Origin of the sequence: uncultured Sphingomonas sp. (assembly GCF_913774285.1) — a bacterium.
Lineage (GTDB): Bacteria > Pseudomonadota > Alphaproteobacteria > Sphingomonadales > Sphingomonadaceae > Sphingomonas.
Genome location: NZ_CAJYHX010000034.1, coordinates 1 through 24,571 on the forward strand (window position 1 = coordinate 1; position 24,571 = coordinate 24,571).

Below are 24,571 nucleotides of genomic sequence, written 5' to 3' on the forward strand. Positions count from 1 at the left end.
ATCTTGGGATCCCTCTCCCTCTCCACTCGCGCTCCCCTCCCGCTTGCGGGAGGGGTCGGGAGAGGGCCTGAATGTAGAAGCGAGACGCTATCCTCCCCTCCCCCAGCCCCTCCCGCAAGCGGGAGGGGAGCGCAGGCTGAGGCGAAGGGGCTTCAACCATCACGCCAACTGGCAGATATCCAGCACTTGCATGTCGGTGTAATCCTGGTTCTCGCCCGCCATCGCCCAGATAAAGGCATAGGCCTTGGTGCCGGCGCCCATATGGATCGACCAGGGCGGGCTGATCACCGCCTCCTCGTTCGCCATGACGATGTGCCGGGTCGCCTCGCCCTCGCCCATGAAGTGCATCACGCGATCCTTCTCCAGATCGTCGAGCTCGAAATAAAAATAGATCTCGCTGCGGCGCTCATGGACGTGGGGCGGCATGGTATTCCACACGCTGCCCGGCTTGAGCACGGTGAGCCCCATCACCAGTTGCGCGCTGTCGCATACGCCGGGAATGACAAGCTGGTAGATCGTCCGCTCGTTGGACTCGGCCAGGCTGCCGCGCTCCAGCGCATTGGCATCGGCAATGCCGAGCTTCCGGGTAGTGAACGCCTTGTGCGCCGGGCACGATGCCAGATAGTAGCGCGCGCCCTCCCCTGCGAAGGTCACGTCCTTCGCGCCCATGGTGACGTAGAGGCAGTCCTTGTTGCCGAGCGGGAAGACCTCGCCATCCACCGTGACCGTGCCCTCGACCGCGCCGACATTGACGATCGCGAGTTCGCGCCGTTCGAGGAAGGGATGCCCGGCCGCCGAGGCCGGCTCGGTTTGGTCCGGCAGCTTCACCGGGCTGCCGTCCACCTGCACCCCGCCAATCACGAAGCGATCGGCATGGGTGTAGTTGAGCACGCATTCGCCCGGACGAAACAGCCCGGAGATCAGATAGCGGTCGCGCAGCTCCTCATTGCTTACGCATTCCATCATGTCGGGATGGGTGGCGTAAAAGGTACGGTCGAACATGCGGCACTCCTTGCAACATCATGCGGGACGGAGAGTCGATGCGCCGATCATGGCAAGGCCGGCCGACACCGGCAGGCAGCTTGCACCACATCGTGAAACACCGATCATGACGATCCTCTCCATCCGCTTTCCCAGCGGTCGGAACAATTGGTAACCGGTGTCAGTAGCGTGCGCAACCCTTCATGGTCCACACGCTGGGTCTACGCGTGACGATCCGCTTCGACTTCCGTGTCTTGCTTGCATGCAACACCCAGGCTCGACTCGCTGCATCCACTTTCCTTGATCGCCATCGGAAGGATTTTATGTCCGTACCGAATGCGGCCGCTTGCCATTGACACCGGTTTCCCATACCGATCGGGAAAAGGACAATCCTAGCGAGAGGGGCGGCAGTGGAGCCGAATAGCGATACTTCGCAGATAGCGCGCGCGTTCGTGGAAGCACGCCGAGCCGCCTCCCCGCTTGTCGCCTTTCCCGGCACCATTCCAGCGGACCTGACTGCAGCCTATGCCGTACAGGATGCGGCGTTGGCGCTGGTGCCGAAATCCGTGGCGGGCTGGAAAGTCGGGCGAATCAACCCGCCCGTGGAAGGCATCGACCGGCTGGCGGGCCCCATCTTCGCCGATCAGGTCGAGACGGAAGACGGCACCCGGATGCCGATCTTTGCCGGCGGATTCGGCGCGGCCGAAGCGGAATTCCTGTTGCGCATCGGCGAGGCACCCGATCCGGCGCAGCGCAGCTTCAGCATGGCCGAGGCGCGGGCGCTGATCGATGCCGTGCATGTCGGCGTCGAGATCGCCAGTTCGCCCTTTGCCGGCATCAACGATCACGGCCCGATGGTCACCATCTCGGACTTCGGCAACAATAACGGCCTGGTCGTCGGTGCCACCATCGACGACTGGCGTGAGATCGACCTGAACCGCTGGCCCGTCGCGCTCCACATCAACGGCGCGGAAATCGGCACCGGCATCGCCGCGGACATGCTCGACGGCCCGTTCGGCGCGGCGCGCTTCCTGTTCGAGCATCTGGCGGCGCGCGGCATCCCGATCACGCCGGGCCAATGGATTTCCACCGGTGCGGTCACCGGCGTTCACCCGGTCGCAATCGGGGACCACGTGGAAGCGCGGTTCGATGGCCGGCTTTCGGTACGCTGCACGATCACGGCACAATAAGGCCCGCAACGAGGCCGCACACAGGAGAGAGGACCGATGGCTAGCAGGGAGGCGCCGCCGGTCGCGGCCGCGGCGGACAAGGTCGGGCGGTACCGCTGGGTGATCTGCGCGCTGCTGTTTGCGGTGACCGCAATCAACTATGTCGACCGGCAGATGATCGGCGTGCTGAAGTCGACCATCTCGGGCGAGCTCGGCTGGTCGGAAACCACCTATGCCGACGTCATCTTCTGGTTCCAGGCCGCCTATGCGATCGGCTATCTGACCTTCGGCAAGCTGGTCGACTGGGTGGGTGCGCGGATCGGCTATTCGATCGCGTTCGTCATCTGGACGCTCGGCCACACGCTGTGCGGCTTCGTCGGCTCGGCCTTCCAGTTCTCGGTCGCCCGCTTCATCCTCGGCATCGGCGAGAGCGGCAACTTTCCCGCCGGACTGAAGGCGGTGACCGAGTGGTTTCCGGCCCGCGAGCGTGCGCTGGCCACCGGCATCTTCAACGCGGGCGCCAATGTCGGCGCGGTGGTGACGCCGCTGATCGTGCCGGCGATCACCATCGCCTTTGGCTGGCGGATGGCCTTCATCGTCACCGGCGTCGCCAGCCTGGTCTGGCTGGTCGCCTGGGTGGCGCTGTATCGCCGCCCGAAGGAGAGCCGCAAGCTATCCGCCGCCGAGCTCGCCTATATCGAAAGCGACATGCCCGATCCGGTGCGCAAGATCGGCTGGCTCAAGCTGCTCGGCTATCGCGAGACCTGGGCCTATGCGCTGGGCAAGTTCCTCATCGACCCGATCTGGTGGCTGTTCCTGTTCTGGACGCCCGACTTTCTCGCCAAGACCTATCACCTCGATCTCGTCAGCTTCGGCCCGCCGCTGATCGTGATCTACCTGATCTCCGATCTGGGCAGCGTCGCGGGCGGTTGGTCGTCGTCGCGACTGATGCAGCGCGGGTTCACCGCCAATGCCGCGCGCAAATGGACGATGCTGGCCTGCGCGATCCTGGTGACGCCGATCTTCTTCGCCCAATATGTCGACCATCTCTGGCTCGCCGTCGCGATCGTCGGGCTGGCAACCGCCGCACACCAGGCCTTCTCGGCCAATCTCTACACCATCCCGTCGGACATGTTCCCGCGCGCCGCGGTCGGCTCGGTGGTCGGCATCGGCGGGACGGTGGGCGCGATCGGGGGGATGATGATGGCCAAGTTCACCGGCTATATCCTCGAGGCGACGGGCAGCTACACCATCATCTTCGCCGTCGCCGGCAGCGTCTATCTGCTCGCGGTTGCGGTGGTCCATCTGCTGAGCCCGCGCCTCGCCCGCGTCGACAGCATCTGAGCCGGTTCCAGGAGAGGATCGCCGCCATGCCCACCCGCCCCTTCACCTCCGTGCTCGCCCTGGCTGTCGGTTGCCTGTCGCTGCCCGCACTGGCGCAGACCGATGCCGCGCCCGGGCTGCTGTTCCGCGCCTCTGCCGACACCACGCTGGATGCCGATGTCGCGCATGGCGACCCTGCGCCCAACTTCCGTGCCCATGTCGACATCGTACCTGACGGGGCGATCGGCGGCGCGGCGCGCTGGGCGGACGACGGATATGTCGCGTGGAAGGCGCCGGGCAACATGCGCGCGGCGCGCGGCACGCTCTCCTTCTTCTGGCGCGCCCGCGAGCCGCTGGGCGAAGTGCCGTTCGTGCTCTTCCGCGCAGGCTTTGCCGACCACACCAGCTGGGACATGGCCTTTCTGCGGATCGACTGGAACGGCCATGGCTTCGACGCCTTCGTCACCGACGCCAATCTCTCGCGGATCCGAGTCTCCTGGCGCATCGAGCAATTGCCCGATCCCGCCGCGTGGAAGCACATTGCCTTCGTCTGGGACGAGACGCAGGGCGTCCGCCTCTATGTCGACGGCCGCGAAGTTGCGCGGAAGGACCAGCGCGCCGATCTGGATTCGGGCCTCGATCAGTTCGGGCTCGCCGGCCGCGTCATCGCCCCGCACCAGGTGCAGAGCCGCTACAGCTTCATGCGCGGATCGGACGTGGACGAGATCCGCGTCTATGATCGGATGCTCTCCGCCGCAAATATCGCCAACCTTGCCGCCAAGGCGGAACCGGGGCCCCTGCCCGCGCCCGATCGGACCGCCGAGCGCGCCGCCTGGCTCCACCGCTATGGCTGGGACAAGGCCTTGCCGCCGGTGCTCGACGCGCCCGTGACGCGCGTGCGCAAGGTGGAGTTCGCCGATGCGAAGGATCTGAAGGAATGGATGTGGAAGGGCGTCGACGGCATCGCCGAGACGACCTGGCCCGGCGTCTACAACCGCTCGCGCCTGCACGGTCGAGACGATTATTTTGAGCTGCCCGACTGGAACACCTATGTCGAGGGCGGCAAGCGCTATGACCTGACGGTGCCGGCAGGCGAACGCTTCAACCGGGTTGAACTGCGCGGCGCCGCCTATGGCACGCTCAGCTGGAGCGGGGACGGCAAGGAACAGGTGCTGGCCAAGCGCCCGCAAGGCGCGGTGCGCAGCGTCGACCAGTTCGCCCCCCGAACCGGCGGCATCCTGCGCTTCACCAACGTGATGCAGGAACAGCCGATCCAGGAGCTCTGGGCCTATGACATCGGCGCGGGCGCGGAGCCGGCGGGCAGCTTCAAGCTCGACTACACCATCCGCGCGGACACGGCGCCGACGCTGGCGGCGCTGGCCCCGCTCAACGCCTTTATCGCGGGACGGTACGCACCCGACGAACGCGCGACCGTCGTCGCGATGCCCACGGCGGGTGTGAAAGCCGCAGTGGGCGCTGGTGCGGCGGGCGGTGGCGGCAAGGCAGCGCGTCTGGCGGGCATGGCGCCGATCGTCCATATCCTCCTGCCCGCGAGCCTGGGCGACGCCCCGCCGGACCAGCCGGTCGCCCGCGCCTTCGACTATGGCTGGCAGAATATCCACGACGGGCTGGACGGCATCGCCATCGATCTGCCCGCTTTGCCCGGCAGCCAGCCGGTCGCGCTCGACATCCGGGTGAAGGACCCGATCTGGCCCGAGCGCGACATGATCGACCTGTCGGTTACCGTCCGCCCCGGCGAGAAACGCACGCTCTGGCTAGACCTGCGCGATCGTATCCTGTCGCAGGACAGCTTGTATCTCTCGATTGCCGCCTCCGATCCGGCCTTCTCCGCCGCCAGCCTGGATGGCGCGCGCATCCGGCTGGTGTTCAAGCCCCGCGCCGCGGCTCTGCCGGAGCATGTCGCGGACCGGCTCAACCAGGTGAAGGACAATTGGGGTTTCCTGGTCGAGGAGCATACCGCGTCGAAAAGGATGGCGCTCTACCGCCGCCTGTTCGCCGACATGACCGACCTGCTGCGCGTCGATCCCGACAACAAGCTCGCGCGAACCTATTGGGCGGACATCAACTATCGCCCCGAGAACATGCCCGCCTTCACCCAGCCCGTGCCACAGGCGGGCGAACCGCTCTGGGCGTTCCGGCAGCTGGAGGATTTGCGCTATGTCCGCCGCTTCGTCGACTGGTGGATCGACGAGCGGCAGGTGCCCTATGGCGATTTCGGCGGCGGCATTTCCGACGATACCGACCTGACCCAGCAATGGCCCGGGCTCGCGCTGATGGGCATCGAACCGGACAAGATCAACGCGTCGCTGCGCGCGCTGTCCGACGCCGTCTTCGCCAACGGCATGCGCACCAATGGGCTGGGCACCATCACCACCGACGAGCTCCATGCCTATGAGGAAGGCCTGAACTCGGATGCCGAGCGGCTGTACCTCAACTGGGGCGAGCCCAAGGCGGTCGAGCGGCTGATGGAGACCACGCGTGCGCTCCAGGGCGTGATCCTGAAGAACCCGGCGGGGCACCTGCACTTCGCTTCGAACTGGTATGGCGGGCGCAAGATGTACCGCGATGCGGCCTGGGCCTGGCAGAAGCCGTACAGCTTCACCGTGATGCATGCGCCGATCCTGATCGGGCTGTACAACGGCAATGCGCAGGCACGCGGGCTGGTCACCGGCGCGATGGACGGGTGGCTGGCGCATGGCCGCCAGGATGCGAGCGGCGGCTGGAGCTTCCCCAACGAGATCAACTGGGGCACCGATGCCGAGCGCGTCGGCGACGGCGGCGGCATCACCACGCCGCTGCAGAGCGCCTGGAGCGCATGGCGCTTCACCGGCGACGCGAAGTATCTTCGCCCGATCGAGGCGCGGATTGCCAAGAGCGGCGCCGCGACCCTGGCCGAGTTCAACGAGAACGCCTTCACGGCGCTTCCGGGCGGCGCGAAGCTGCAGGCCGACATCGTCGCCGCGGCAAAGGCCGATCCCTTCTCGCTCTACGCCCGCTGGGACGCCACCGGCGACATGAGGCCGCTCGAACGGCTCCATGCCGAGGCGATCGCGGACAAGGCGCAGCACGAATATTTGTATACCGAGGGCCATTGGTGGTCGGACCGCGTCGAGCAGCCCAACGAGATCCTGCAGCGCGAGCGGCTGGGCGGCATCGCGCTCCGCCGCAACCAGACCTGGCCGGGCAACAGCGTCTCCTGGCGCTTCGCTGAGGCTGGGGCGGGCGAGCAGGTCGCCATCCTGGTGCCCGGCGCGACGCCCGATCGCTTCCGAGTCATCGCCTATAACCGCACCGATCGGCCACAACGGGCGACAATGACCGCGTGGAACGTCACTGCGGGCAGCTGGACGATGCAGCGCTTGACAAGCAGCGACGGCGGCACGACCCTGGTTGCGGACGGCGGGACTGCGACCCTGCCGCTCGAGCGCAGCCTCGGCACCGACCTCGTCTTCGCGCCGCATACCACCACGATCTTTGACTTCGTGCTGGCAGCCCCGACCACGCCGGTGGAGCAGCGGCCGGACCTCGGCATCGGCGTCGACGATGTGGTGCGCACGGCCAAGGGTTTCGCGGTAACGGTGCACAGCCTAGGCGCGCAACCCGCCCCCGGCGGTACACTCACGCTACGCGCGGCCAATGGTGCGGTGCTGGGGACGGCCGCGATACCGCCCATCGATGCGCCTACCGATCTGCGACCGCGCACAGCCGTCGTGCGGATCGCGGCACCGAAGCAGCAGGCGGCGAGTGTCGAGGTCGCGCTGCCGCACAACGCGCCGGAGATCACCCGCCTCAACAACCGCGTTGTCCTGACGGCTTTGCAATGATGCTGTCGCGGCGTCATGTGCTCGCGGGCGCAGGCGCGTTGGCGATCGCGCCCGTACCGGTGCGCGCTGCCGCCGACGCGGACATCCGCCACGCGCTGGACGAAGCGGCGACCCTGCCGCCCGATCGCGCTCTGGCCCTGCTCGCCCCGATAGCAGCGAGGGGTGCGTCCCTCGGCAGCCGCCTAGACCTAGACGCCGGGCGCGCGGGCTCGCGGATCGATGTCGCGCTGGGGGCGCCGACAACGGGTGCGCAGCGCTTCGGGCTTCTCGTGCAGCGGATCACTGGCGATGACGCCGCATTGGAACAGGTGGAGCGCGACCTGCATCGGGCCCACCGCGCGCTAACGGCGCGGGCGACCGCCATCGCCGACCGGCTCGGTCTCCCCGGCACCACGCTCGGCGCACGCTTTGAGAGACTATGGCGCGACCCGCGCTACCTGTTTCCGGACGACCCCGACGGTCGCGCCGCCGCTACGGACCAGATGCGGGCAACGCTTGCCGCCATTCAGCCTCGCCTCCCGCGACTTGTCGGCACGCTCCCGCCGGAGTGCCGCCATGTCGAGGTCCGCGCCCTTAGCGCCGAGGAGATCGCCGCCGGCAAAGGCGGCTACCGCATGCTCCCGGGCCCGGCCGCGTCCGGCAGCTATGTGGTGGACCTGAAGGACATCCGCCGCAGGCCCAGCTTCTCACTGCCGAGCGTCGTTGCGCACGAGCTGCTGCCGGGCCACATGGCGCAGCTGCCGCTGGAAGCGCTTGCCCGGCCGCATCCGCTGCGGCTTCGCTACGCGGCCGCCTTCCCGGAAGGCTGGGGAAGCTATGCCGAAATGCTGATGGCCGAGGACGGGCTGTTCGCGGAGCCACATGCGCTGCTGGGCCACCTCCACTGGATGCTCTTCCGAATCTGTCGCGGCCTTGCCGACATCGCGCTCCATGTGCGTGGTGCCAGTATCGATCAGGCGCTGACCTCGACGCGGACGGCAATGGGCGAACCCGTCTATTTCGCCCCCTTCGCGGCAGACCTCGCCCGGACGGCGCAGGAGCCGGCGATACGCGCTGCGGAAGCATGGCTGCCGCTCCGTCTCCGCGCGCTGCGTCCGCACGATCGACGCTCCTGGCCGCGCTTCCACGCGATGCTGCTACGAACGGGGCGCCGCAGAACCGAGCAATGTCGATGATCGGTGTTCGCCGTGCCATGCCCTCGCTGCAGATCTGACAACGGGTCCGTCGGAGGCCGGGCCAGCCCCGATCATGGCTGGCCCGGGGCCAGCATCGCCCTGGCCGCCTCGGCAAAGGCTGCGCAATCCTGCTGTGCCGAAGGCAGCGCCTGTCGGAAATGGACAAAGCCGTGGATCATCCCGGCCGCTTCGATGCGGTGGACCGGAGCGCCGGCGCGCTCGGCACGATCGGCATAGGCGCGGGCCGCGTCGCGGAGCGGATCGAGGCCCGCGGTGTGGACGAGCAACGGCACCGGCGGGACCGGGCCGTAGACGCAATCGTGGCGGGGATCGCCGCTGGGCGCCCGATATTGGGCGTCGAACCAGGCCATGTCCTCCGCTGCGAGAAAATAGCCGTTGCCGAAGGCCCGGTGCGACGGCCAGTCGGTACCGCCGCCGACATAGGGGTAGAGTGCCCAGCATGCCTGCACGGGTATCGCGACCGGGCGCAGCGCCAGCTGCTGGGAAGTGACGATCGCCAGATTGCCCCCGGCGCTATCGCCGCACGGGATCAGGCCGGTCACCCGGAAGCCGAACACGTCCGACGCACCGGCAATCCAGCGCGCCGCAGCCTCGGCATCGTCGACCGCCGCCGGGAAGGGGTGCTCGGGCGCGAGGCGATAGTCGATCGCCAGCACCGGCAGGTCCAGCGTGTCGGCGAGCCAGGTGCAGAAGCTGTGATGGGTGCCGAGATCACCGATCACGAAGCCGCCGCCATGGAAGAACAGCACCAGCGGGCCCGACATCCGGTCGAGCCGGCGATCATAGAGACGGGCGGCGAGCGGACCGGCAGGGCCCGGCACGCTCCAGTCCTGCACGCGCGCGAGCGGCAGTGGCGGCAGATCGGCGACCGCACAGTTCGCCCGCATCATCAGCCGCGCGGCCTCGATCGGCACGGCCGAGAGCGGGGGCGCCGCATTTTCCGAGAGATAGGCGAGAAAGGCGGCGACGTCGGGTCGCGGCGTGGCGTCCGTCATGCAGTCGGCTCCATCAGCAATACCGGCTTGATGACCGCCCCGGTTTCGGAATCGTGGACCGCCTGGTCGATGGCGGCGAACGGATAGGTGCGCACCAGCTTTTCCAGCGGCAGCCAGCCGGCGCGGTAATGCGCAATCAGTTCGGGGAGGAAGCGCTGCGGATCGATGCCGCCTTCCACCACGCCGATGATCCTGCGCCCGACACTCATGATCGCGGCAGCGTCGATGGCGAGCTTGGGCTCGGGAGGATAGGCACCGACCAGCGCCAGCGTCCCGCGCGGGGCGAGCAGGTCGATCGCCGGCCCCAGCAACGCCGGCACGCCAGTCGTATCGACGATATGGTCGAACGGGCCCGACATCGCTTCCAGGCCGGTGGCGATGTCGGTCGCCCCCAGTTCGCGGCCGAGCTCCAGGCGATGCACGTGGCGGTCGAGCAGCGCGATCCGAGCGGCACCGGCAATCGCTGCGGCCATCACCGCGGCCAGCCCCACCGCACCCGCGCCGAAGATGGCGATAGACTGGCCCGCTTCCACCTTCAACGTTTCCAGCACCGTGCCCGCACCGGTCTGGATGCCGCAACCGAGCGGCGCAAGCAGGTGCAGCGGCAGGTCGGCATCCACCTTCACCACGTTGCGCGGATGGGCGAGCGCATGGGTGGCGAAGGCGGATTGGCCGAAGATGTTGCTGCCGATCCGGTCCTCGCCGCGCCAGAGTCCGCCCTGGTCCGGTCCCAGCGTGCCGAGGAAGTTGCGCGGGAAGAATTCGGGGCAATAGCCGGGCTGGTGGTCGTGGCAGGCCGGGCAGGCGCCGCAGCTGTCGAAGCTGAGCAGCACATGGTCGCCGGGGGCGAGCCCGGTCACTCCCGGTCCCACCGCCGCGACCACCCCCGCGCCCTCATGGCCGAACACTGCGGGGAACGGCACCGGCAATGCGCCGTCGCGCATCACCATGTCGGTGTGGCACACGCCGCAGGCGACGATCCGCACCAGCACCTGACCGGGCCCGGGCGCATCGATCCGGAGCGTCTCGATGGTGAAGGTGCCGCCGGCCGCCTCGGTGACGGCTGCCTGGATGTCCATGGATATGCTCCCGTCAGAACTTGAAGCCGAAGCGCGCATACCATTCGCGCGGGCGGTTATAGGTGCCGAAGAAGGTGCCGTCGGCGATGTTGGAGCCGCCGGAGGTGAGGTAGCGATTGTCCGTCAGATTGGTGCCGCCCATGGTGAGCGTCCAATGGTCGTTCGGCGCCTGATAGGCGATGCTGGCATTGACCAGATCGATCGCGCCGCGCCGCAGGATGAAGGTGCGCTGGGTATCGTTCCACACGCTGCTGACATGGCTCCAGTCGGCAAGGAAGATCAGCGATGCGCCATTGCCGATCCGCGTCTCGTAGCGCGGCGCGATGTTGGTCTTCCAGTTCGGCGTCTTGGGCAGCGAGGCGCCGACCACGGTGCCGGCCTGGAACTGGTTGGGACCGCCCACCGCCGCTGCGGCGGGCGAGACGCTGGTGTAATAGGCATCGATATAGCCGAGCGAGGCATTGATGGTGAGGCCGCGCACCGGCGCCGCGATCGCCTCCAGTTCGAAGCCGCGGATCCGGGCATTGCCGGCATTGGCGATGGTCGGCGAGGTGCCGATCTGGATGTTGAGCTGGATGCCCTTGTACTCGGTGTTGAAGGCGGCGGCGTTGAGCTGGAGCTTGCGATCGAGCAGCGTCGACTTGACGCCGATCTCGGTCGTCGTCGCGGTTTCCTCGTTGAAGTCGGGCGCGACATTGCCCTGCGGGTTGGTGAGGCGCGTGGTCCAGCCGCCGGTCTTGTAGCCGCGCGACCAGCTGCCATAGACCATCACATCGTCGTTCGGGTGCAGCTGCAGGCCGAATTTGGGCGAGAAATCGCTGAACTTTTTGCGGTTCACCCCCGGCACATAGACGCGCACCGGATTGCTCAGATCGGGATAGCCCAGCCCGGTCTGGCAGGTCACCGGCGCGAGCGGAAACGGGCCGTTCGGCGTGATGTTGCCATTGGCATCCGAACAGCCGAACAGCTTGTAGTTGAAGCCGTTCAGTTCCTGCTGGCCGCCCTCGAAGCGCTTCTTCTCGTTGGTGTAGCGCCCGCCGATGGTGAGGCCGAGCCATTCGGTGGGGCGATAGTCGATCTGGCCGAACGCGGCATAGTTGGCGGTCTCCAGCCGGTTGGGACCGTCCACCTGGACCTGACCCTCGGCGAAGGTGACGTAATCGTGGAGATTGCCGGCTTCCTTGAAATAATAGCCGCCGAGCACGTAGTTCAGCTTGTTGTCGAGCGCCTTGCCGAGCAGCTGCACTTCCTGGCTGAACTGCCACTGGTGCATGGTGAAGCTGAGCTGCAGGAAATTGAGCGGCGAGCCATCGGCATCGAGCCCGGCGGCCCAGTCGAGCTGACGATAGGCGGTGATCGACTTGAGCGCGATGGTGTCGCTCAGGTCATAGTCGATGACGCCGGAAAAGCCCCAGTTCTTGAGGTCCGAGAAGCTGTTGCCGGTCGCATAGCTCTTGTCCGGATCGGCGAGGACATAGCGGCTGTCCCAGGGCAGGCGGTTGTTGGCCGGGTTGCCGTCGACGTTGACGCCGGCATAGCTCGGCACCTGGAAGCGCGGGTTGAACTGCGTGCCGGAGGTGCCGCACAGCGCCTGCGCCCCCCGCGCCGCGATCTGCGCCGAGCTTGCCCCGATGCAGAAATTGTAGAGCCCGGCAAAGTTGAACCCGGTGGTGCCGGTAGGGTCGAAGGCGGTGCCGGGCACATTAGTGGTGCCGGCGAAATTGCCTGGGACGTTCTCCGCGGTACCCAGCAGCTTGTTGGCGCTGGTGCCCTTGTCGCGGCTGTAATCGCCGGAGACGGTGAGGCTGAGCGGTCCGCCGTTCGACCATTTGGCCTTGCCGCGCAGGTTCCAGTTGTCGTTGCCGCCTTCGCGTGGGGAATTGCCGTATCCCGCGGCGGAGAAGGCGGTGTAGGACGGCGTGTTGTTGGCGCGCTGGTCCGGATAGGGGATGCGCTGGAGGAAACCGTCGCGCGACTGCACCCCGAAGCTGAGGATCGTGCCCAACTCGCTGGTGATCGGAATGTCGACCGCACCACGCACACCCAGCCGCTTGTAGCTGCCGGTCGTCACGTCGCCCTGGACGCGAAAGTCCTTGCCGGGATCGCGGGTGACGATCGAGATCGCGCCGCCGATCGTGTTGCGGCCGAACAGCGTACCCTGCGGGCCCTTCAGTACCTCGACACGGGCGACGTCCATCAGGTCCTGGTTCGCACCCACCGTACGCGCGAGATAGACGCCGTCGAGATAGAGGCCGACTCCGGGATCGATGTTGAAGGCGAAATCGTCGGAGCCGATGCCGCGGATATAGGCGGAGAGCACCGCGGGCGAGCCCGAGAAGGGCGTACCGGCATCGAGATTGACGTTCGGCGCGATCGCGGAAAGCTGGGCAACGCTGCCGACCGCGCGCTCCTGCAGGGTCTGGGTGCCGAAGGCGGAGATGGCGATCGGCACGTCTTGGACATTTTCCGCGCGCTTCTGCGCGGTGACGACGATTTCGGCGATGCCGCCATCCTGTGCCTTGGCTTCCGGCTGCGCAGGCTGTTCGGTGGTTTGAGCCCAGACAGGTGCCGCCCATGCCGCCGAAGCAAGCAGGGCCGTGGCGAGACCAATGCGCATTTTCCTCTCCTGATGACACGCCTTTGCGGCGCTTATCGGGGAAGGCTAGCGCGCGGTTGGGACCCCGTCTTGGACGGGGGCGCACCGCGATCAGGACGGACGCGCACCCCGGGACCGCCAATCGCGCGGGCTGGTGGCGAAGCGCCGACGGAAGCAGCGGCTGAAAAAGGCCGCGTCGTTGAAGCCGAGCGAAAAGGCGATATCGGTCACGCTGCGGCCCGGCTCCGCCACCAGCAGTTCCGCCGCGCGGGTCAGCCGGCGATCGGTGACAAAGGCAGTAGGCGTAAGGCCGGTTTCGCGCAGGAACGCCTTCTGCACCGCGCGCGGACTGAGCCCGGTCGCGGCGCATAGCGTAGCAGTGCCGAGTTCCGGATCGCCGAGATGGCGCAGCGCATAGGCTACCGGCGTTTCCGTTCCCGCCGGCGCTATGGGCGCGCTGCGCTGCTGGCGGCAGACCAGTCGCGTCGCATCGACCAGCAGGTTGCCGACGCCCACGCCGTCGTCGACATCGCCGAGCATCGCGCGCTGGTCCCACAGGCCAAGCAGCATGTGGTTGAGGAAGGCGACATGCGGCTCCTGCGCCGGCAACAGCCGGCCGTGCAGCGCGCCGATCCCGATATCGTCGCCCAGCAGCGCGGCGGGCACCTGCAGGATCAGGCACTCGTTCGCGTCCGATATGTCGATCGCATAGGGCCGGCTGTCGTCGGCGATCAGCAAGTCGCCCATGCCGCCGGAGGCCGCGGTGTCGCCGTGCAGCATCGTCAGCCGCCCGCGCCGCTGGAGATGGAGCAGCAGATTGTGCCCGTCGCGATTGCCTTCGCGCCGCACCTGCGCCCGCGCACTCCGCGCACGCGCCAGGCCCACCGGTCCCAGGTGCCATCGGGCAAGATCGGCGCGGATGCCTTCGGGGGCGATCGCGGTCATGCCCGGAAAGGCTTCGGCGACGACGTCGCGCCAGAAGAGGTGCCGCCGCTGGGGCGGCACCGCCTGGGTGGTGAAATGTTCGACCGCGCTCAGGCGGCCGGCTCCAGTTCGACCGAATTGACGATATGCGCCTGGGTATATTCGTGCAGCCCCGCCTGGCCGAGCTCGCCGCCCAGACCCGATTGCTTCGATCCGCGGAACGGGATGCGCGGATCGATGGCGAGATGCTGGTTCACCCACACCGTGCCGCTGTCGATCTTCATCGCCACTTCCGTCGCGCGCGCCACGTCGCGGCCCCAGATCGTGCCGCCCAGGCCATAATCGGAATCATTGGCGCGGGCGATCACCTCCTCGATGTCGCGGTACTTTAGCACCGGCAGCACCGGGCCGAACTGCTCCTCGCGGACCAGCGGCGCATCGTCGTCGAGGTCGCGGACGATTGTCGGCGGGATGAAATAGCCCGGCCGATCGAGCGCGTCGCCGCCGGCCAGCACCGTGCCGCGCTGCTTGGCATCCTCGATCAGCGCCTTGACCTTCTCGAACTGCATCGCGTTCTGCACGGGGCCGACCTTGGCACCCTGCTTGGCGCCGTCGTCGACCACGGTATTGCGCGCCAGCTCGGCAATCTCCTCGCAGAATTCCTCGTACATGCCCTCGGGCACATAGGCGCGCTTCACCGCCACGCAGATCTGCCCGGCATTGTACATCGCACCCTGGAAGACCTTCTTGGCCGCCAGTGCGGGCTCGACATCGTCGAGCACGATCGCGGCGTCGTTGCCGCCCAGCTCCAGCGTCACCCGCTTTACGCCATCGGCGGCACTGGCCATCACCTTCTTGCCGGTCGCGGTCGACCCGGTGAAGGCGACCTTGGCGACATCGGGATGGGTGGTGAGCAGCGCGCCCAGGTCGTTCTGGTCACAGACGATGTTGATCACGCCCGGCGGCAGCAGCTCGGCGAAGATCTCGCCCATCAGCAGCGTGGTGAGCGGCGTGGTCGGCGCGGGCTTGAGCACCATGGTGTTGCCAGCGACCAGCGCCGGACCGATCTTGTTGGCCGCGAGGATCATCGGGAAGTTCCACGGCGTGATCGCCGCGACGACGCCCAGCGGGGTGCGATGCTCGACGACGCGGTTGCCCCCCTCGTCGCGCAGCACCTTGGTTTCCGGGCGCATCTGGGTGAAGGCGCGCAGCGTGAACACGGTGCCCATCACCTCGCCGGTGGCCTGGTCGAGCGGCTTGCCCTGCTCGGTGGTGAGCAGGCTGGCGAACTCGCTCAGCCGCTCCTGCAGCCGCGCGGCGACGGCCTCGACCTTGGCCGCGCGCTCCTCGATCGGCGTCGCGGCCCAGGCCGGGAAAGCAGCCTTGGCGGCGGCGACCGCGGCGTTCAGCTGATCGGCGTCTGCCTTGGGGCAGCGCGCGAACGGCTCGGCGGTGGCGGGATTGATGACGTCGAACTGCGATGCGCCGTCGACGGCTTCGCCATTGATCAACAGCTTGAAGGTGCGTTCCAAGGCCAATCTCCTAAAACAGGCCGCGACTCGCCGCGGCGGATCTTCTATTTTGCGAAAATGTATCCCAGGCATACCGACCGGACAAGATGACCCACGCCGCTTCCCAGGACGACGAACTCGACACGCTGATCGGTTATCAGCTGCAGATGGCGCGCTTGCGGCTGATGGAGGCGGCGCACGCCGCGCTGGAGCCGTACGGCATCTCCCCTGCCCGTGTGACGGCGCTGGCGCTGATCCGGGCGCAGCCGGGGCTGGACCAGTCGGCGCTGGGCCGGGCACTGTCGATTAACCGAGCCAGCGCGATGAAGCTGGTCAACCTGCTGGTCGAGCGCGGGCTCGTCGAGCGCCGGCCGGGGCGGGATCTGCGCAGCCATGCGCTGCACCTTACTCACGAGGGCGAGACGCAGCTGCCGGAGATGGTCGCGCGGCTGCGCGAATCCGAAGGTCCGGTGCTTGCCGATCTGACGGAACCGGAACGGGCGACCCTGCTTCAACTGCTGCACCGCATCCACGCGCCGTTCAGCCGCGATTGAGGTCATAGGCGCCGAGCCCGGGCTTGTAGCTTTTCTCGTCGATGAACTGGCGGATGCCTTCCTTGCGGCCCTCGCTCTTGTCGTGGAAATTGGCCGCTTCCTGCATCCGCACGAGATAGTCCTCGGCCTCGTCATAGGTGAGGGTACCGACCCGGCGGACCGCATCCTTGGCGAACTTCAGCGCTACGGGATTCTTTTTGAGCAGCAGCTCGGCGATCTCGCGGGTGCGCGCCTCCAGCCGTTCGAGCGGCACGCTTTCGTTGACCAGCCGGCAGGCCGCGGCCTGCTTGCCGTCGATCAGCTCGCCGGTGAGCGTCAGCCACATCGCGTCGCGCATCGGCAGCAGGTCGACCACCACCTTGGTCACGCCACCCCCGGGCAGGATGCCCCAGTTGATCTCGGAGAGGCCGAACTGCGCCTCGTCCGCCGCCACCGCCAGATCGCAGGCGAAGAGCGGACCGAAGCCGCCGCCGAAGCACCAGCCATTGACCATCGCGATGGTCGGCTTCTGGAACCAGCGCAGCCGGCGGAACCAGCCATAGCTTTCGCGCTGCGACTTGCGGATGCCGCCCAGCCCCTGCGCCTCGGTCTCGCGGAAATATTCCTTGAGGTCCATGCCCGCCGACCACGCACTCCCCTCGCCGCCCAGCACCAGCACGCCGACGTCGTCGCGATATTCCAGTTCGTCGAACACCTCCGCCATGCGGCGGTTGAGCGCTGGATTCATCGCGTTGCGCTTGTCCGGCCGAGCGAAATAGACCCAGGCGATACGGTCCTCGACGCGATAGGAGACGCCGTCCTTGCTGATCATGGCAAACTCTCCGTCCATTGTCATTGACTGTATGCTTGGCATACAAAATGGCATTCGCAAAGAGCCTGATGCCGATTTGCGTGCGACGGGAGGTGGTTGCGAATAAGCCTTGGACGAATCAGGCTTTTATCGCGGCTTCGGCAGCGACACGCGGGCAGATGCATCGGTGGCCGAGCGCCTGCGGGGGCGCATCTTCGCCTTTTTCGGCGCCGACTCGAGAGCCGGGATGACAGGCGCATGACAGGATTTCAGGAAAGCCGCGTTCCGCGGATCGTCGGCTCAGCGTACCGGCAATGGGGCAGCCCGCCTCTCGCTCGCGCACGGCGCTTCCCCGCCCTTGCGCGTTTCCTTTGTGTTGATCCGGGGTACGATCTGCACCGTTGAGACCGGATCGGTCTTCCGTCGCGGGATGAAGCCGCGACGCATGCGTTCCCCCGGAGACGGATCTCCGGGGGAACGCCGCACTAGATTACAGGCGCAGCGAGACGCCCGCGACCAGCTGGCGGCCCAGCAGGTCGTAGCCCATGATCGTGTTGCCGCGCAGCAGGCCGATGCGGCTGCGGCTGTCGGGCACGATCGGCGGGTCGCGGTCGAAGATGTTGTTCGCCGCGAGGCGGAAGGTCATGCGCTTGTTGATGTCGAAGGTCAGCGCCAGGTCGAACCAGTCATAGGCCTTGATGCCCGGATAGGCATCGCGCTTGTCGGCTTCGGGCAGCGCCGGAATACCGGTGCTGGCGGGCGCGTAGACCGTCCGCGGCATGGCGCTGCGGTGCCGCCAGTTGAGCGACACGCTGGCGATGCGGCCCGGCGCCGTCCAGGTGGTGCGGAACTGGTGCGCCCAGGTGGGCATGCTCTCGCCGCAACCGCTATCGAAATAGCCGGTGCAGTCGCGCGGCGTGATGTCCGGCGCGCCCTGGCTGCCGACGAGCGTCATCAGCGTGCCGTTGAAGCTCATGTCGAGCGCACCGACGTTGCCCAGGCCGACATTGTACTGGCCCTGGAAATCCCAGCCATGCGACTTGGACTTGTAGCCATTGGTCGAGCCGCGCGACACCCAGCCGGCCGACGGGTTGCTGGCCGGCGAGCTGGACAGCGTGCCGTCCGGATTGCGCTTGATGCCGCGGCAATAATAATCATTGCCGGTAGCGAGGCAGCCGTTGATCCAGTCGAGCGGATTGAAGAACTCGAGCTGGTCCTGAAGGTCGATCAGCCAGCGATCGACCGACACCGTCAGGCCGGGCACGAAGCGCGGACGCAGGACGACTCCGAACGTCTTGCCATAGGCGGTTTCGGGGCGCAGCGCGAAGCCACCTTCACGAACGGTGCAGCGATCGTCCGGGCAGATCAGCGTTGCGCTGTTGTACAGGTTGGTTGCGAGGCCGGTACGGGCGCACTGCTGCGGCGACCAGGACGGCGCGACACGCGGGCCGTTCGGGTTGGACGCATTGATCTGCGGGGCGCACGGATCGGCGTAGAAGCCCTGGTTGTACGAGATGTTCGACGCATTCGCCGCCGCGCCGACGCCCGGCGCCGCCTGCGATTTGTTGATCGAAGCGCGGAAGGTGATGTCCTCGATGGGCGCCCAGATGCCCTCGATCTTCCACGTGCCGAACTTGTTGTCCAGGCGGTTGTACTTGGACAGGCGGTAGCCGCCGTTCAGCTGCAGCAGGTGAGTCCAGGACTGACGCTCGACCAGCGGCGCCTGGATTTCGACGTTGCCTTCCAGAATATTCTGGGTGGCGCGGACGTTGGGGCCGCTGCTGTTGTTCTGACGGAAGATATCATTGTAGTCGGTGCGATCCATCTCGTCGCGATATTCGGCGCCGATCGCGATCGCGATGCCCTGCTCGGCGAAGGGCGAGGTGACGCCGTACTTGCCCAGATCGCCGCTCACCGTGCCGACGAACTGCAACAGACGCGGGATGCGCTTGGCGATACCGCCGGTCGCGCCGCCGTACAGATAGTTGTTCAGCGCAGAGTCGTTGTTGAACGGCGCGAAGGCGTTGAACGGCACGCAGGCGGGATCGGTGCCGTTGACGACCGAGCGGCAGGTCGGCCGGCCGTTCACGTTCACCACGTCGAGCGAGCGGTTGACCTTCGTCACACTTGCGAAGGGTTCATCGATCGTATCGAGCTGGGCGCGCGACAGCATGCCGGCGACATCATAGGACCAGACATTGTCCAGCACCCGACCGCGCAAGCCCGCGGTGATGCGGTACCCGGCGTTGATGTATTCCTGGCGAACCAGCGGTTGCGAATCGAAGCGGTAGCGCACGTCGAGCGTTGCGAACTGCCCCGCCACGCCCGCATTCGCGCCGCACAGCGTCTGCCCCTGCGAGGCCGAGAGGAACGGGTTGTCGCAGTTCACCTGGTACGGCGTGGTGCCGAGGGCGCTGTAGGAGAGGACGCGGTTGAGCTGGGTGTTGTACGACTTGTCGCGGTACCACAGTACGTTGCTGTACAGTTCGACGTGATCGTCGAGCTGCGCGGTCAGGAAGCCGCCTGCGTTGACGCGGTGGAACGGCCGCTGGAATGCCCAGTCGTCATATGGATTGGCCGAGCTGCCCGGGCCCCCGCTGTTGATCGGGATGAAGGTGCCATTGCCGTTGGGGTTGTTGACGTACTGCGTACCGCTGGCTCCCCCTGGGATGATCGTGCCGGCGGGCGTGTAGCTGGCTCGCGAGCAGGCGAGCGGCGAAGTGCGGCTGCTGGTGATCACTTCGCAGACCGCGTTCGAACGGTCGCGCAGGCGGACCAGGCTCGACTGGCGGTAATCGGCGAAGGCCGAGATGTTGACCTTGCCGTCGAACAGGTTGGTGCCCGCCGCGATGCTCACATCGGCACGGCCGCCGTCGTTCTTCATGCCGAGCGGCGCGTTGAAGCCGGCGCGCTTTGCCGCCTCGGTCACGGCGCTGCTGCGGTTGTCATGGTTGAAGAAGCTGTAGTTGCCGTCGATGCGGATGCCGGTGAAGTTCTTCTTCATGACGAAGTTGACGACGCCCGCGACGGCGTCCGACCCGTAGACCGACGAGGCGCCGCCGGTGAGCACGTCGATGCGATCGACCAGCGCATTCGGGATGATGCCAACATCGACCGAGTTGGGCAGGCCGATGCGCAGGCCGTCGATCAGCATCAGCGTGCGCTCATAGCCCAGGCTGCGCAGCTTGATGCGCTGGCGACCTTCGGAGTCGCTGAAATTCTGCTCGGAATTGACCTGCACCTGCGGCAGGCGGTTGGTCACTTCCTCGATCGTGGTCGCACCCTGCGCGGCGATCTCGGCGGCGGTGGTGGTAACGATCGGCGCGGCCGAACGGTTGTTCGGGCGCACGATGCGCGTGCCGGTGACGACGATCGGGCCGCCGGCATCCTGGTCGGGTGCGTCGGCCAGCTTGGCCGAAGCGACCGGATCGCCGATCGAGACCGGCGCATTGTCATTGGTCTGTGCGGCGGCAGGCACCGCCATCAACGCGGCCACGCAACAACTGCTGGCCCAAACTCCCCGTAGCATCATGAACAAGTCCCCTCTTGCTGACCATGGGTCCGGGACATCCGGCCGATCGGGACCACCACGCTCCGGGGAGCGCGGCTGCGCAGTGCTCGCGTCTGAGGTCCCAAGCGGCCTTACCGGACTTGGTGTCAAGAAGGTGTCATGCTGGTTTCATCCGGGCAACAAGCAGGTTACCTAAAAAAGCAATTTGATTGCGATATTTCGCCAAGCGTTGCCGAAAGGTTACATTCTGGTTTCCATGCAAACGATTACGGGGCGCCCGCGGGACGCCCCATATCTTCGTCAATGCGCCAAGCGACCATAGGAAGGAGGACGATCCGACGTGGCGGCACCGAAGCGTGAAGGTTTGGCGCCCATGGTGAAGACCAGTTCGCCGCCTTGTGCCAGATCGGCGTGGCCGATCCAGTTGCGGGTCCAGGGCTTGCCGTTCCAGGTTACCGATTGGACATAGGGCCGGTCCGCCGCATTGCCGATCGCTCGGATGCGCAGGGTCCGCCCGCCGCCCAGCTGCATCTCGGCGCGGTCGAACAGCGGCGAGCCGAACACATAGACGCCGCTCACCGGATCGACCGGATAGAAGCCGAGCGCGCTGAGGATGAACCAGGCGCTGGTCTGGCCGCAATCGTCGTTGCCGATCACGCCGTCCGGATCGGCCTTGTACATCTCGTTGCACAGGCGGCGGACCATCGCCTGCGTCTTCCACGGCGCGCCGGCATAGGCGTAGAGATAGGCGACGTGCTGGTTGGGCTCGTTGCCATGGGCATATTGGCCCACGAGGCCGGAGATGTCCGGGGGCGCGTTCCTGGGCAGCGTCGAGGGCGCGGTAAACAGCGCGTCGAGCTTGGCTTCGAACTTCTGGTCCCCGCCGAACAGCTCGATCAGGCCGTACACATCGTGCTGGTTGAGGAAGGTCGCCTGCCAGCCATTGGCCTCGGTATAGTCGCGCTGCTTGTCGGGGTTGTGGCCGAGCTGGATCGGATCATAGTCCTTCCACCAGCTGCCGTCGGCGAAGCGGGGCCGCGCAAAGCCGATCTCGGTGCTGATCACGTTGCGGTAGTTCTGCGCGCGCTTGCGCAGCGCCGCCGCATCGTCGTGCGCGCCGGCCGCTTCGGCGAGCACCGCCATCGCCCAGTCGTCATAGGCATATTCCTGGGTGCGGCTGACCGACTCCCAGATCTTGTCGGCGGGCACATAGCCGAGATCGTAATAGAAACCGCGGCCTAGCGTGCTGTCGATGTCCGGGAAATTGCGGTCGAAGGCGCGCGCGCGGATCTTGGGCCAGGCGGCGGCATAGTCGGCCTGGATGCCCTTGTTGCGCGCTTCCGCCAGCACCGACACGGCGTGCCAGCCGATCATGCACGCGGTTTCGACGCCCTGGAGCGGCCAGACCGGCGGGCCATAGGGGCTCTGCTGCGTCTGGCGGACGAGATCCTGGGTGAAGCGCGTCGCCATGTCCGGGCGGATCAGCGTGAGCAGCGGGTGCAGCGCGCGGTAGGTGTCCCATAGCGAATAGGTGCTGTAGGCAGGCGCGTCGCTCGACGTCTGGTGGACCTGCCGGTCGAGCCCGACATAGCGGCCGTCGCGATCGGTGAAGAGCGTCGGCGAGAGCGAGGCATGGTAGAGCGCGCTGGCCATGATGGTGCGGTGCAAGGGCGTGCCGCCTTCGACGCGGATGCTGCCCAGCTCGCGCGCCCAGGTCCGCGCCGCCGCCGCGCGGGTGGCGTCGAACGCCCAGCCGGGGGCTTCGGCCGCAAGCGCCGCCTTGGCGCCGGCCACGTCGACCGCCGAAATGCCGGTCTTGATCTCGATCGGCTTGGCACCCGCATCGTCGAAGAAGAAGGCGACCTTGAGCCGCTTGCCGGTGACGCCGGTTGCGCCTGCCGGCGCGGGCGTGTCGTCGTCGCCGAAGAACTGCACCCGGCTCGGCTTGCGCGACAGCTGCATCGCGAAGTGGATATGCCGCCCCTTGGCCCAACGATTGACCTTGCGGCTGCCGGTGAGCAGCCCGTCGGGCGAGAGCACGAGCGATGCGTCCTCGACCAGCGTGCCCTTGTCCCAGCTGTCGATGATTGCATGCGCGAAATCAATCAGGATGTGCCCCTCGCCCTTGGGGAAGGTGTAGCGGTGCTGACCGGTACGCTCGGTGACGGTCAGCTCGGCGAGCACGCCCGATTCCAGCCGGACGCGATAATAGCCGGGCTCGGCATGCTCGTCCGAGTAACGCTGGCGATAGCTGCCCTCGGGCTTTTCCAGCGTGCCCGGCGTGAGCTTGAGCGGGCCGCGGCTCGGCACCACCAGCACGTCGAGCATGTCGCCGATGCCGGTGCCCGACAGGTGGGTGTGCGAGAAGCCCATGATCGTGGCATCGTCCTTGTGGTAGCCCGAACAGGCGTCCCAGCGGCTGTTGTCGGTGTCGGGGCCCAGCTGGACCATGCCGAAGGGCAGCGCGGGTCCCGGGAAGGTATGGCCGTGCCCGCCGGTGCCGATGAACAAATCAGGCCGCGCCGCCTCGAAGGCGGCGGACCAGGCGGTGCGCGGCAGCGCGGCGGCGATCGCGGCGGTGCCGCTGCCCAGCAGGAGTTGGCGTCGTGTGGCGATGGTCATCGGCATCGGCTCCGTGGAAGCAAAGGGATTAGTAGGTGCGGGCGAGCAGCGCGGGGCGGCGGCGCTCGAGGTCGAGGATCAGGTCGCCGAACAGCCCGTTGGTCCAGGCGAACCAGGCGCGGGTGAACTTGGCGGGATCGTCCTTGTTGAAGCTTTCGTGCATGAAGCCGGTGCCGCCATGGGTGGTCTTCAGCCAGGTGAGGCACTGGGCGATCACGGCATCGTCGTCGCTGTTCAGCGCATGGGTGATGATCGACATCGGCCAGATCATGTCGAGCCCGATATGCGGCCCGCCGATGCCCTTCGCCGCCTTGCCCTCGAAATAGTATGGGTTGCGATCGCTCCAGGCGAGCGCGGCGGTACGGCGGAACAAGGGATCGTCGCGGCGCGCGGCGTCGATCATCGCCAGGCCCGACAGGCTGGGGACATTGGCATCGTCCATGAAGATCCAGTTGCCGAAGCCGTCGATCTCATAGGCCCAGACCTTGCCGCCCTTGCCGTCCGGCACCAGCGCATGATCGTGCAGCGCCTTCTCGACCTCGTCGGCGAGCGCCTCGGCATCCTTCGCCGCGGCCTCGTCGCCGCGCGTCTCGCGGTGGAGTTGGGCCACCTTGCGCAGCGCCGAGACCGCGAAGAGGTTGGACGGGATCAGGAACGGATAGACGCAGGCATCGTCCGAGGGGCGGAACATCGAGTGGATCAGCCCGATCTTGCGCGTCGGCGCACCGTATCCGCCCATCGGCACGCTGTCGGTCGGCGCGACCGCTTGGCGCTGGAAGTGGTACGGCCCCGGCCCCTCCTTGCGCTGCTGCACGCGGAAGGTGGCGACCGCCAGCTTGGCGCCCTGCGACCAGAGATCGTCGAACGGCGTCTTGTCGCGCGTGTGGGTCCAATAGGCATGGGCGATCCGCATCGTGTAGCAGAGTGAATCGATTTCCCATTTCCGCTCGGCGACGCCCGGCTTCATGTCGGTGACGTCGACCTGCGACCATTCGAGCGACGACTTGGCCTTGGGATCCTTCTCGAACGCATTGGCATAGGGATCGACCAGGATGCAGCGCGCCTGGCGCTGGATCAGCCCGACGAACAGCCGGCGCAGCGCAGGATCCTGCCCCGCGAGATGGACATAGGTCTGCGCCTGGGCCGAGCTGTCGCGCAGCCACATCGCGTTGATGTCGCCGGTGATGATGAAGGTATCCGGTCGACCGTCGAGCGTGCCGATCTCCACCGTGGTGTCGAGCGTGTTGGGGTAGCAATTCTCGAACAGCCAGGCGAGTTCGGGATCGGCGATACGCGCCTTCACCCGCGCGATCTCCGCCTCCACCGCCTTGCTGACGAAGCGGCGCTTGGCCAGCGGCGGGCGCTTGCTGACGAACCCGGCGGCAGCGCGCGCGGCCCCCGGCAGCGCGGCGGCGGCACCCAGTGCCGCGGCACCGGCCATCAGCGAACGTCGATCGAACTGCATGCTAGTCTCC

General features: G+C 67.0%; 15 protein-coding genes. 5 read left to right on the forward strand and 10 right to left on the reverse strand.

What is annotated here, in order from left to right; genetic code table 11:
• Positions 1–159: 159 nt before the first annotated feature.
• A complete protein-coding gene (gene kduI, locus QZ670_RS19235) occupies positions 160–1,002 on the reverse strand; it encodes a 5-dehydro-4-deoxy-D-glucuronate isomerase (RefSeq protein ID WP_294258660.1) in 843 nt (280 codons plus the stop codon).
• A gap of 389 nt (positions 1,003–1,391) precedes the next feature.
• Between kduI and QZ670_RS19240 the strand changes: the two genes are divergently transcribed.
• The 4 genes from QZ670_RS19240 to QZ670_RS19255 are packed head-to-tail and all read left to right on the forward strand — an operon-like array spanning position 1,392 to position 8,493.
• Positions 1,392–2,171 (forward strand): 2-keto-4-pentenoate hydratase, encoded by a 780-nt coding sequence (locus tag QZ670_RS19240; protein ID WP_294258662.1) that lies wholly within the window; start codon positions 1,392–1,394, stop codon positions 2,169–2,171.
• A gap of 36 nt (positions 2,172–2,207) precedes the next feature.
• Positions 2,208–3,494 (forward strand): MFS transporter, encoded by a 1,287-nt coding sequence (locus QZ670_RS19245; RefSeq protein WP_294258665.1) that lies wholly within the window; start codon positions 2,208–2,210, stop codon positions 3,492–3,494.
• 26 nt (positions 3,495–3,520) lie between these two features.
• On the forward strand, positions 3,521–7,318 hold the full coding sequence (locus QZ670_RS19250; RefSeq protein ID WP_294258667.1) for a LamG-like jellyroll fold domain-containing protein: 3,798 nt from the start codon (positions 3,521–3,523) through the stop codon (positions 7,316–7,318).
• Complete coding sequence (locus QZ670_RS19255; RefSeq protein WP_294258669.1) at positions 7,315–8,493, forward strand: DUF885 family protein; 1,179 nt, start codon at positions 7,315–7,317, stop codon at positions 8,491–8,493. The genes QZ670_RS19250 and QZ670_RS19255 overlap by 4 nt, the downstream gene beginning before the upstream one ends.
• Before the next feature lie 71 nt (positions 8,494–8,564).
• Here QZ670_RS19255 and QZ670_RS19260 read toward each other — a convergent pair whose 3' ends face one another.
• The 5 genes from QZ670_RS19260 to QZ670_RS19280 all read right to left on the reverse strand — a co-directional run bounded on the left by QZ670_RS19260 (position 8,565) and on the right by QZ670_RS19280 (position 15,640).
• Entirely contained in the window at positions 8,565–9,509 is a 945-nt protein-coding gene (locus tag QZ670_RS19260; RefSeq protein WP_294258671.1) for an alpha/beta hydrolase fold domain-containing protein, read from the reverse strand.
• Positions 9,506–10,588 (reverse strand): NAD(P)-dependent alcohol dehydrogenase, encoded by a 1,083-nt coding sequence (locus tag QZ670_RS19265; protein ID WP_294258674.1) that lies wholly within the window; start codon positions 10,586–10,588, stop codon positions 9,506–9,508. Before QZ670_RS19265 ends, QZ670_RS19260 begins: the two co-directional genes overlap by 4 nt.
• Positions 10,589–10,601: 13 nt before the next feature.
• Complete coding sequence (locus QZ670_RS19270; RefSeq protein WP_294258677.1) at positions 10,602–13,205, reverse strand: TonB-dependent receptor; 2,604 nt, start codon at positions 13,203–13,205, stop codon at positions 10,602–10,604.
• A 90-nt stretch (positions 13,206–13,295) separates the two neighbouring features.
• The gene (locus QZ670_RS19275; RefSeq protein WP_294258679.1) at positions 13,296–14,189 is read right to left on the reverse strand and encodes a helix-turn-helix transcriptional regulator; all 894 of its coding nucleotides are present in this window, start codon (positions 14,187–14,189) and stop codon (positions 13,296–13,298) included.
• A gap of 29 nt (positions 14,190–14,218) precedes the next feature.
• Positions 14,219–15,640, reverse strand: coding sequence for an aldehyde dehydrogenase family protein (locus tag QZ670_RS19280; RefSeq protein ID WP_294258683.1), 1,422 nt, complete (start codon positions 15,638–15,640; stop codon positions 14,219–14,221).
• A gap of 86 nt (positions 15,641–15,726) precedes the next feature.
• Here QZ670_RS19280 and QZ670_RS19285 point away from each other — a divergent pair, with 86 nt between their 5' ends.
• Entirely contained in the window at positions 15,727–16,173 is a 447-nt protein-coding gene (locus QZ670_RS19285) for a MarR family transcriptional regulator (protein ID WP_294258686.1), read from the forward strand.
• On the opposite strand, the gene QZ670_RS19290 is transcribed toward QZ670_RS19285, so the two are convergent.
• The 4 genes from QZ670_RS19290 to QZ670_RS19305 form a co-directional block, all read right to left on the reverse strand.
• On the reverse strand, positions 16,160–16,984 hold the full coding sequence (locus QZ670_RS19290; protein WP_294258690.1) for a p-hydroxycinnamoyl CoA hydratase/lyase: 825 nt from the start codon (positions 16,982–16,984) through the stop codon (positions 16,160–16,162). The two genes, QZ670_RS19285 and QZ670_RS19290, sit on opposite strands and share 14 nt — an antisense overlap.
• Positions 16,985–17,453: 469 nt before the next feature.
• Positions 17,454–20,459 (reverse strand): TonB-dependent receptor, encoded by a 3,006-nt coding sequence (locus QZ670_RS19295; RefSeq protein WP_294258694.1) that lies wholly within the window; start codon positions 20,457–20,459, stop codon positions 17,454–17,456.
• 315 nt (positions 20,460–20,774) lie between these two features.
• Positions 20,775–23,096 (reverse strand): GH92 family glycosyl hydrolase, encoded by a 2,322-nt coding sequence (locus tag QZ670_RS19300; protein WP_294258696.1) that lies wholly within the window; start codon positions 23,094–23,096, stop codon positions 20,775–20,777.
• A 28-nt stretch (positions 23,097–23,124) separates the two neighbouring features.
• The gene (locus QZ670_RS19305; protein WP_294258699.1) at positions 23,125–24,561 is read right to left on the reverse strand and encodes a glycoside hydrolase family 125 protein; all 1,437 of its coding nucleotides are present in this window, start codon (positions 24,559–24,561) and stop codon (positions 23,125–23,127) included.
• Positions 24,562–24,571 lie beyond the last annotated feature (10 nt).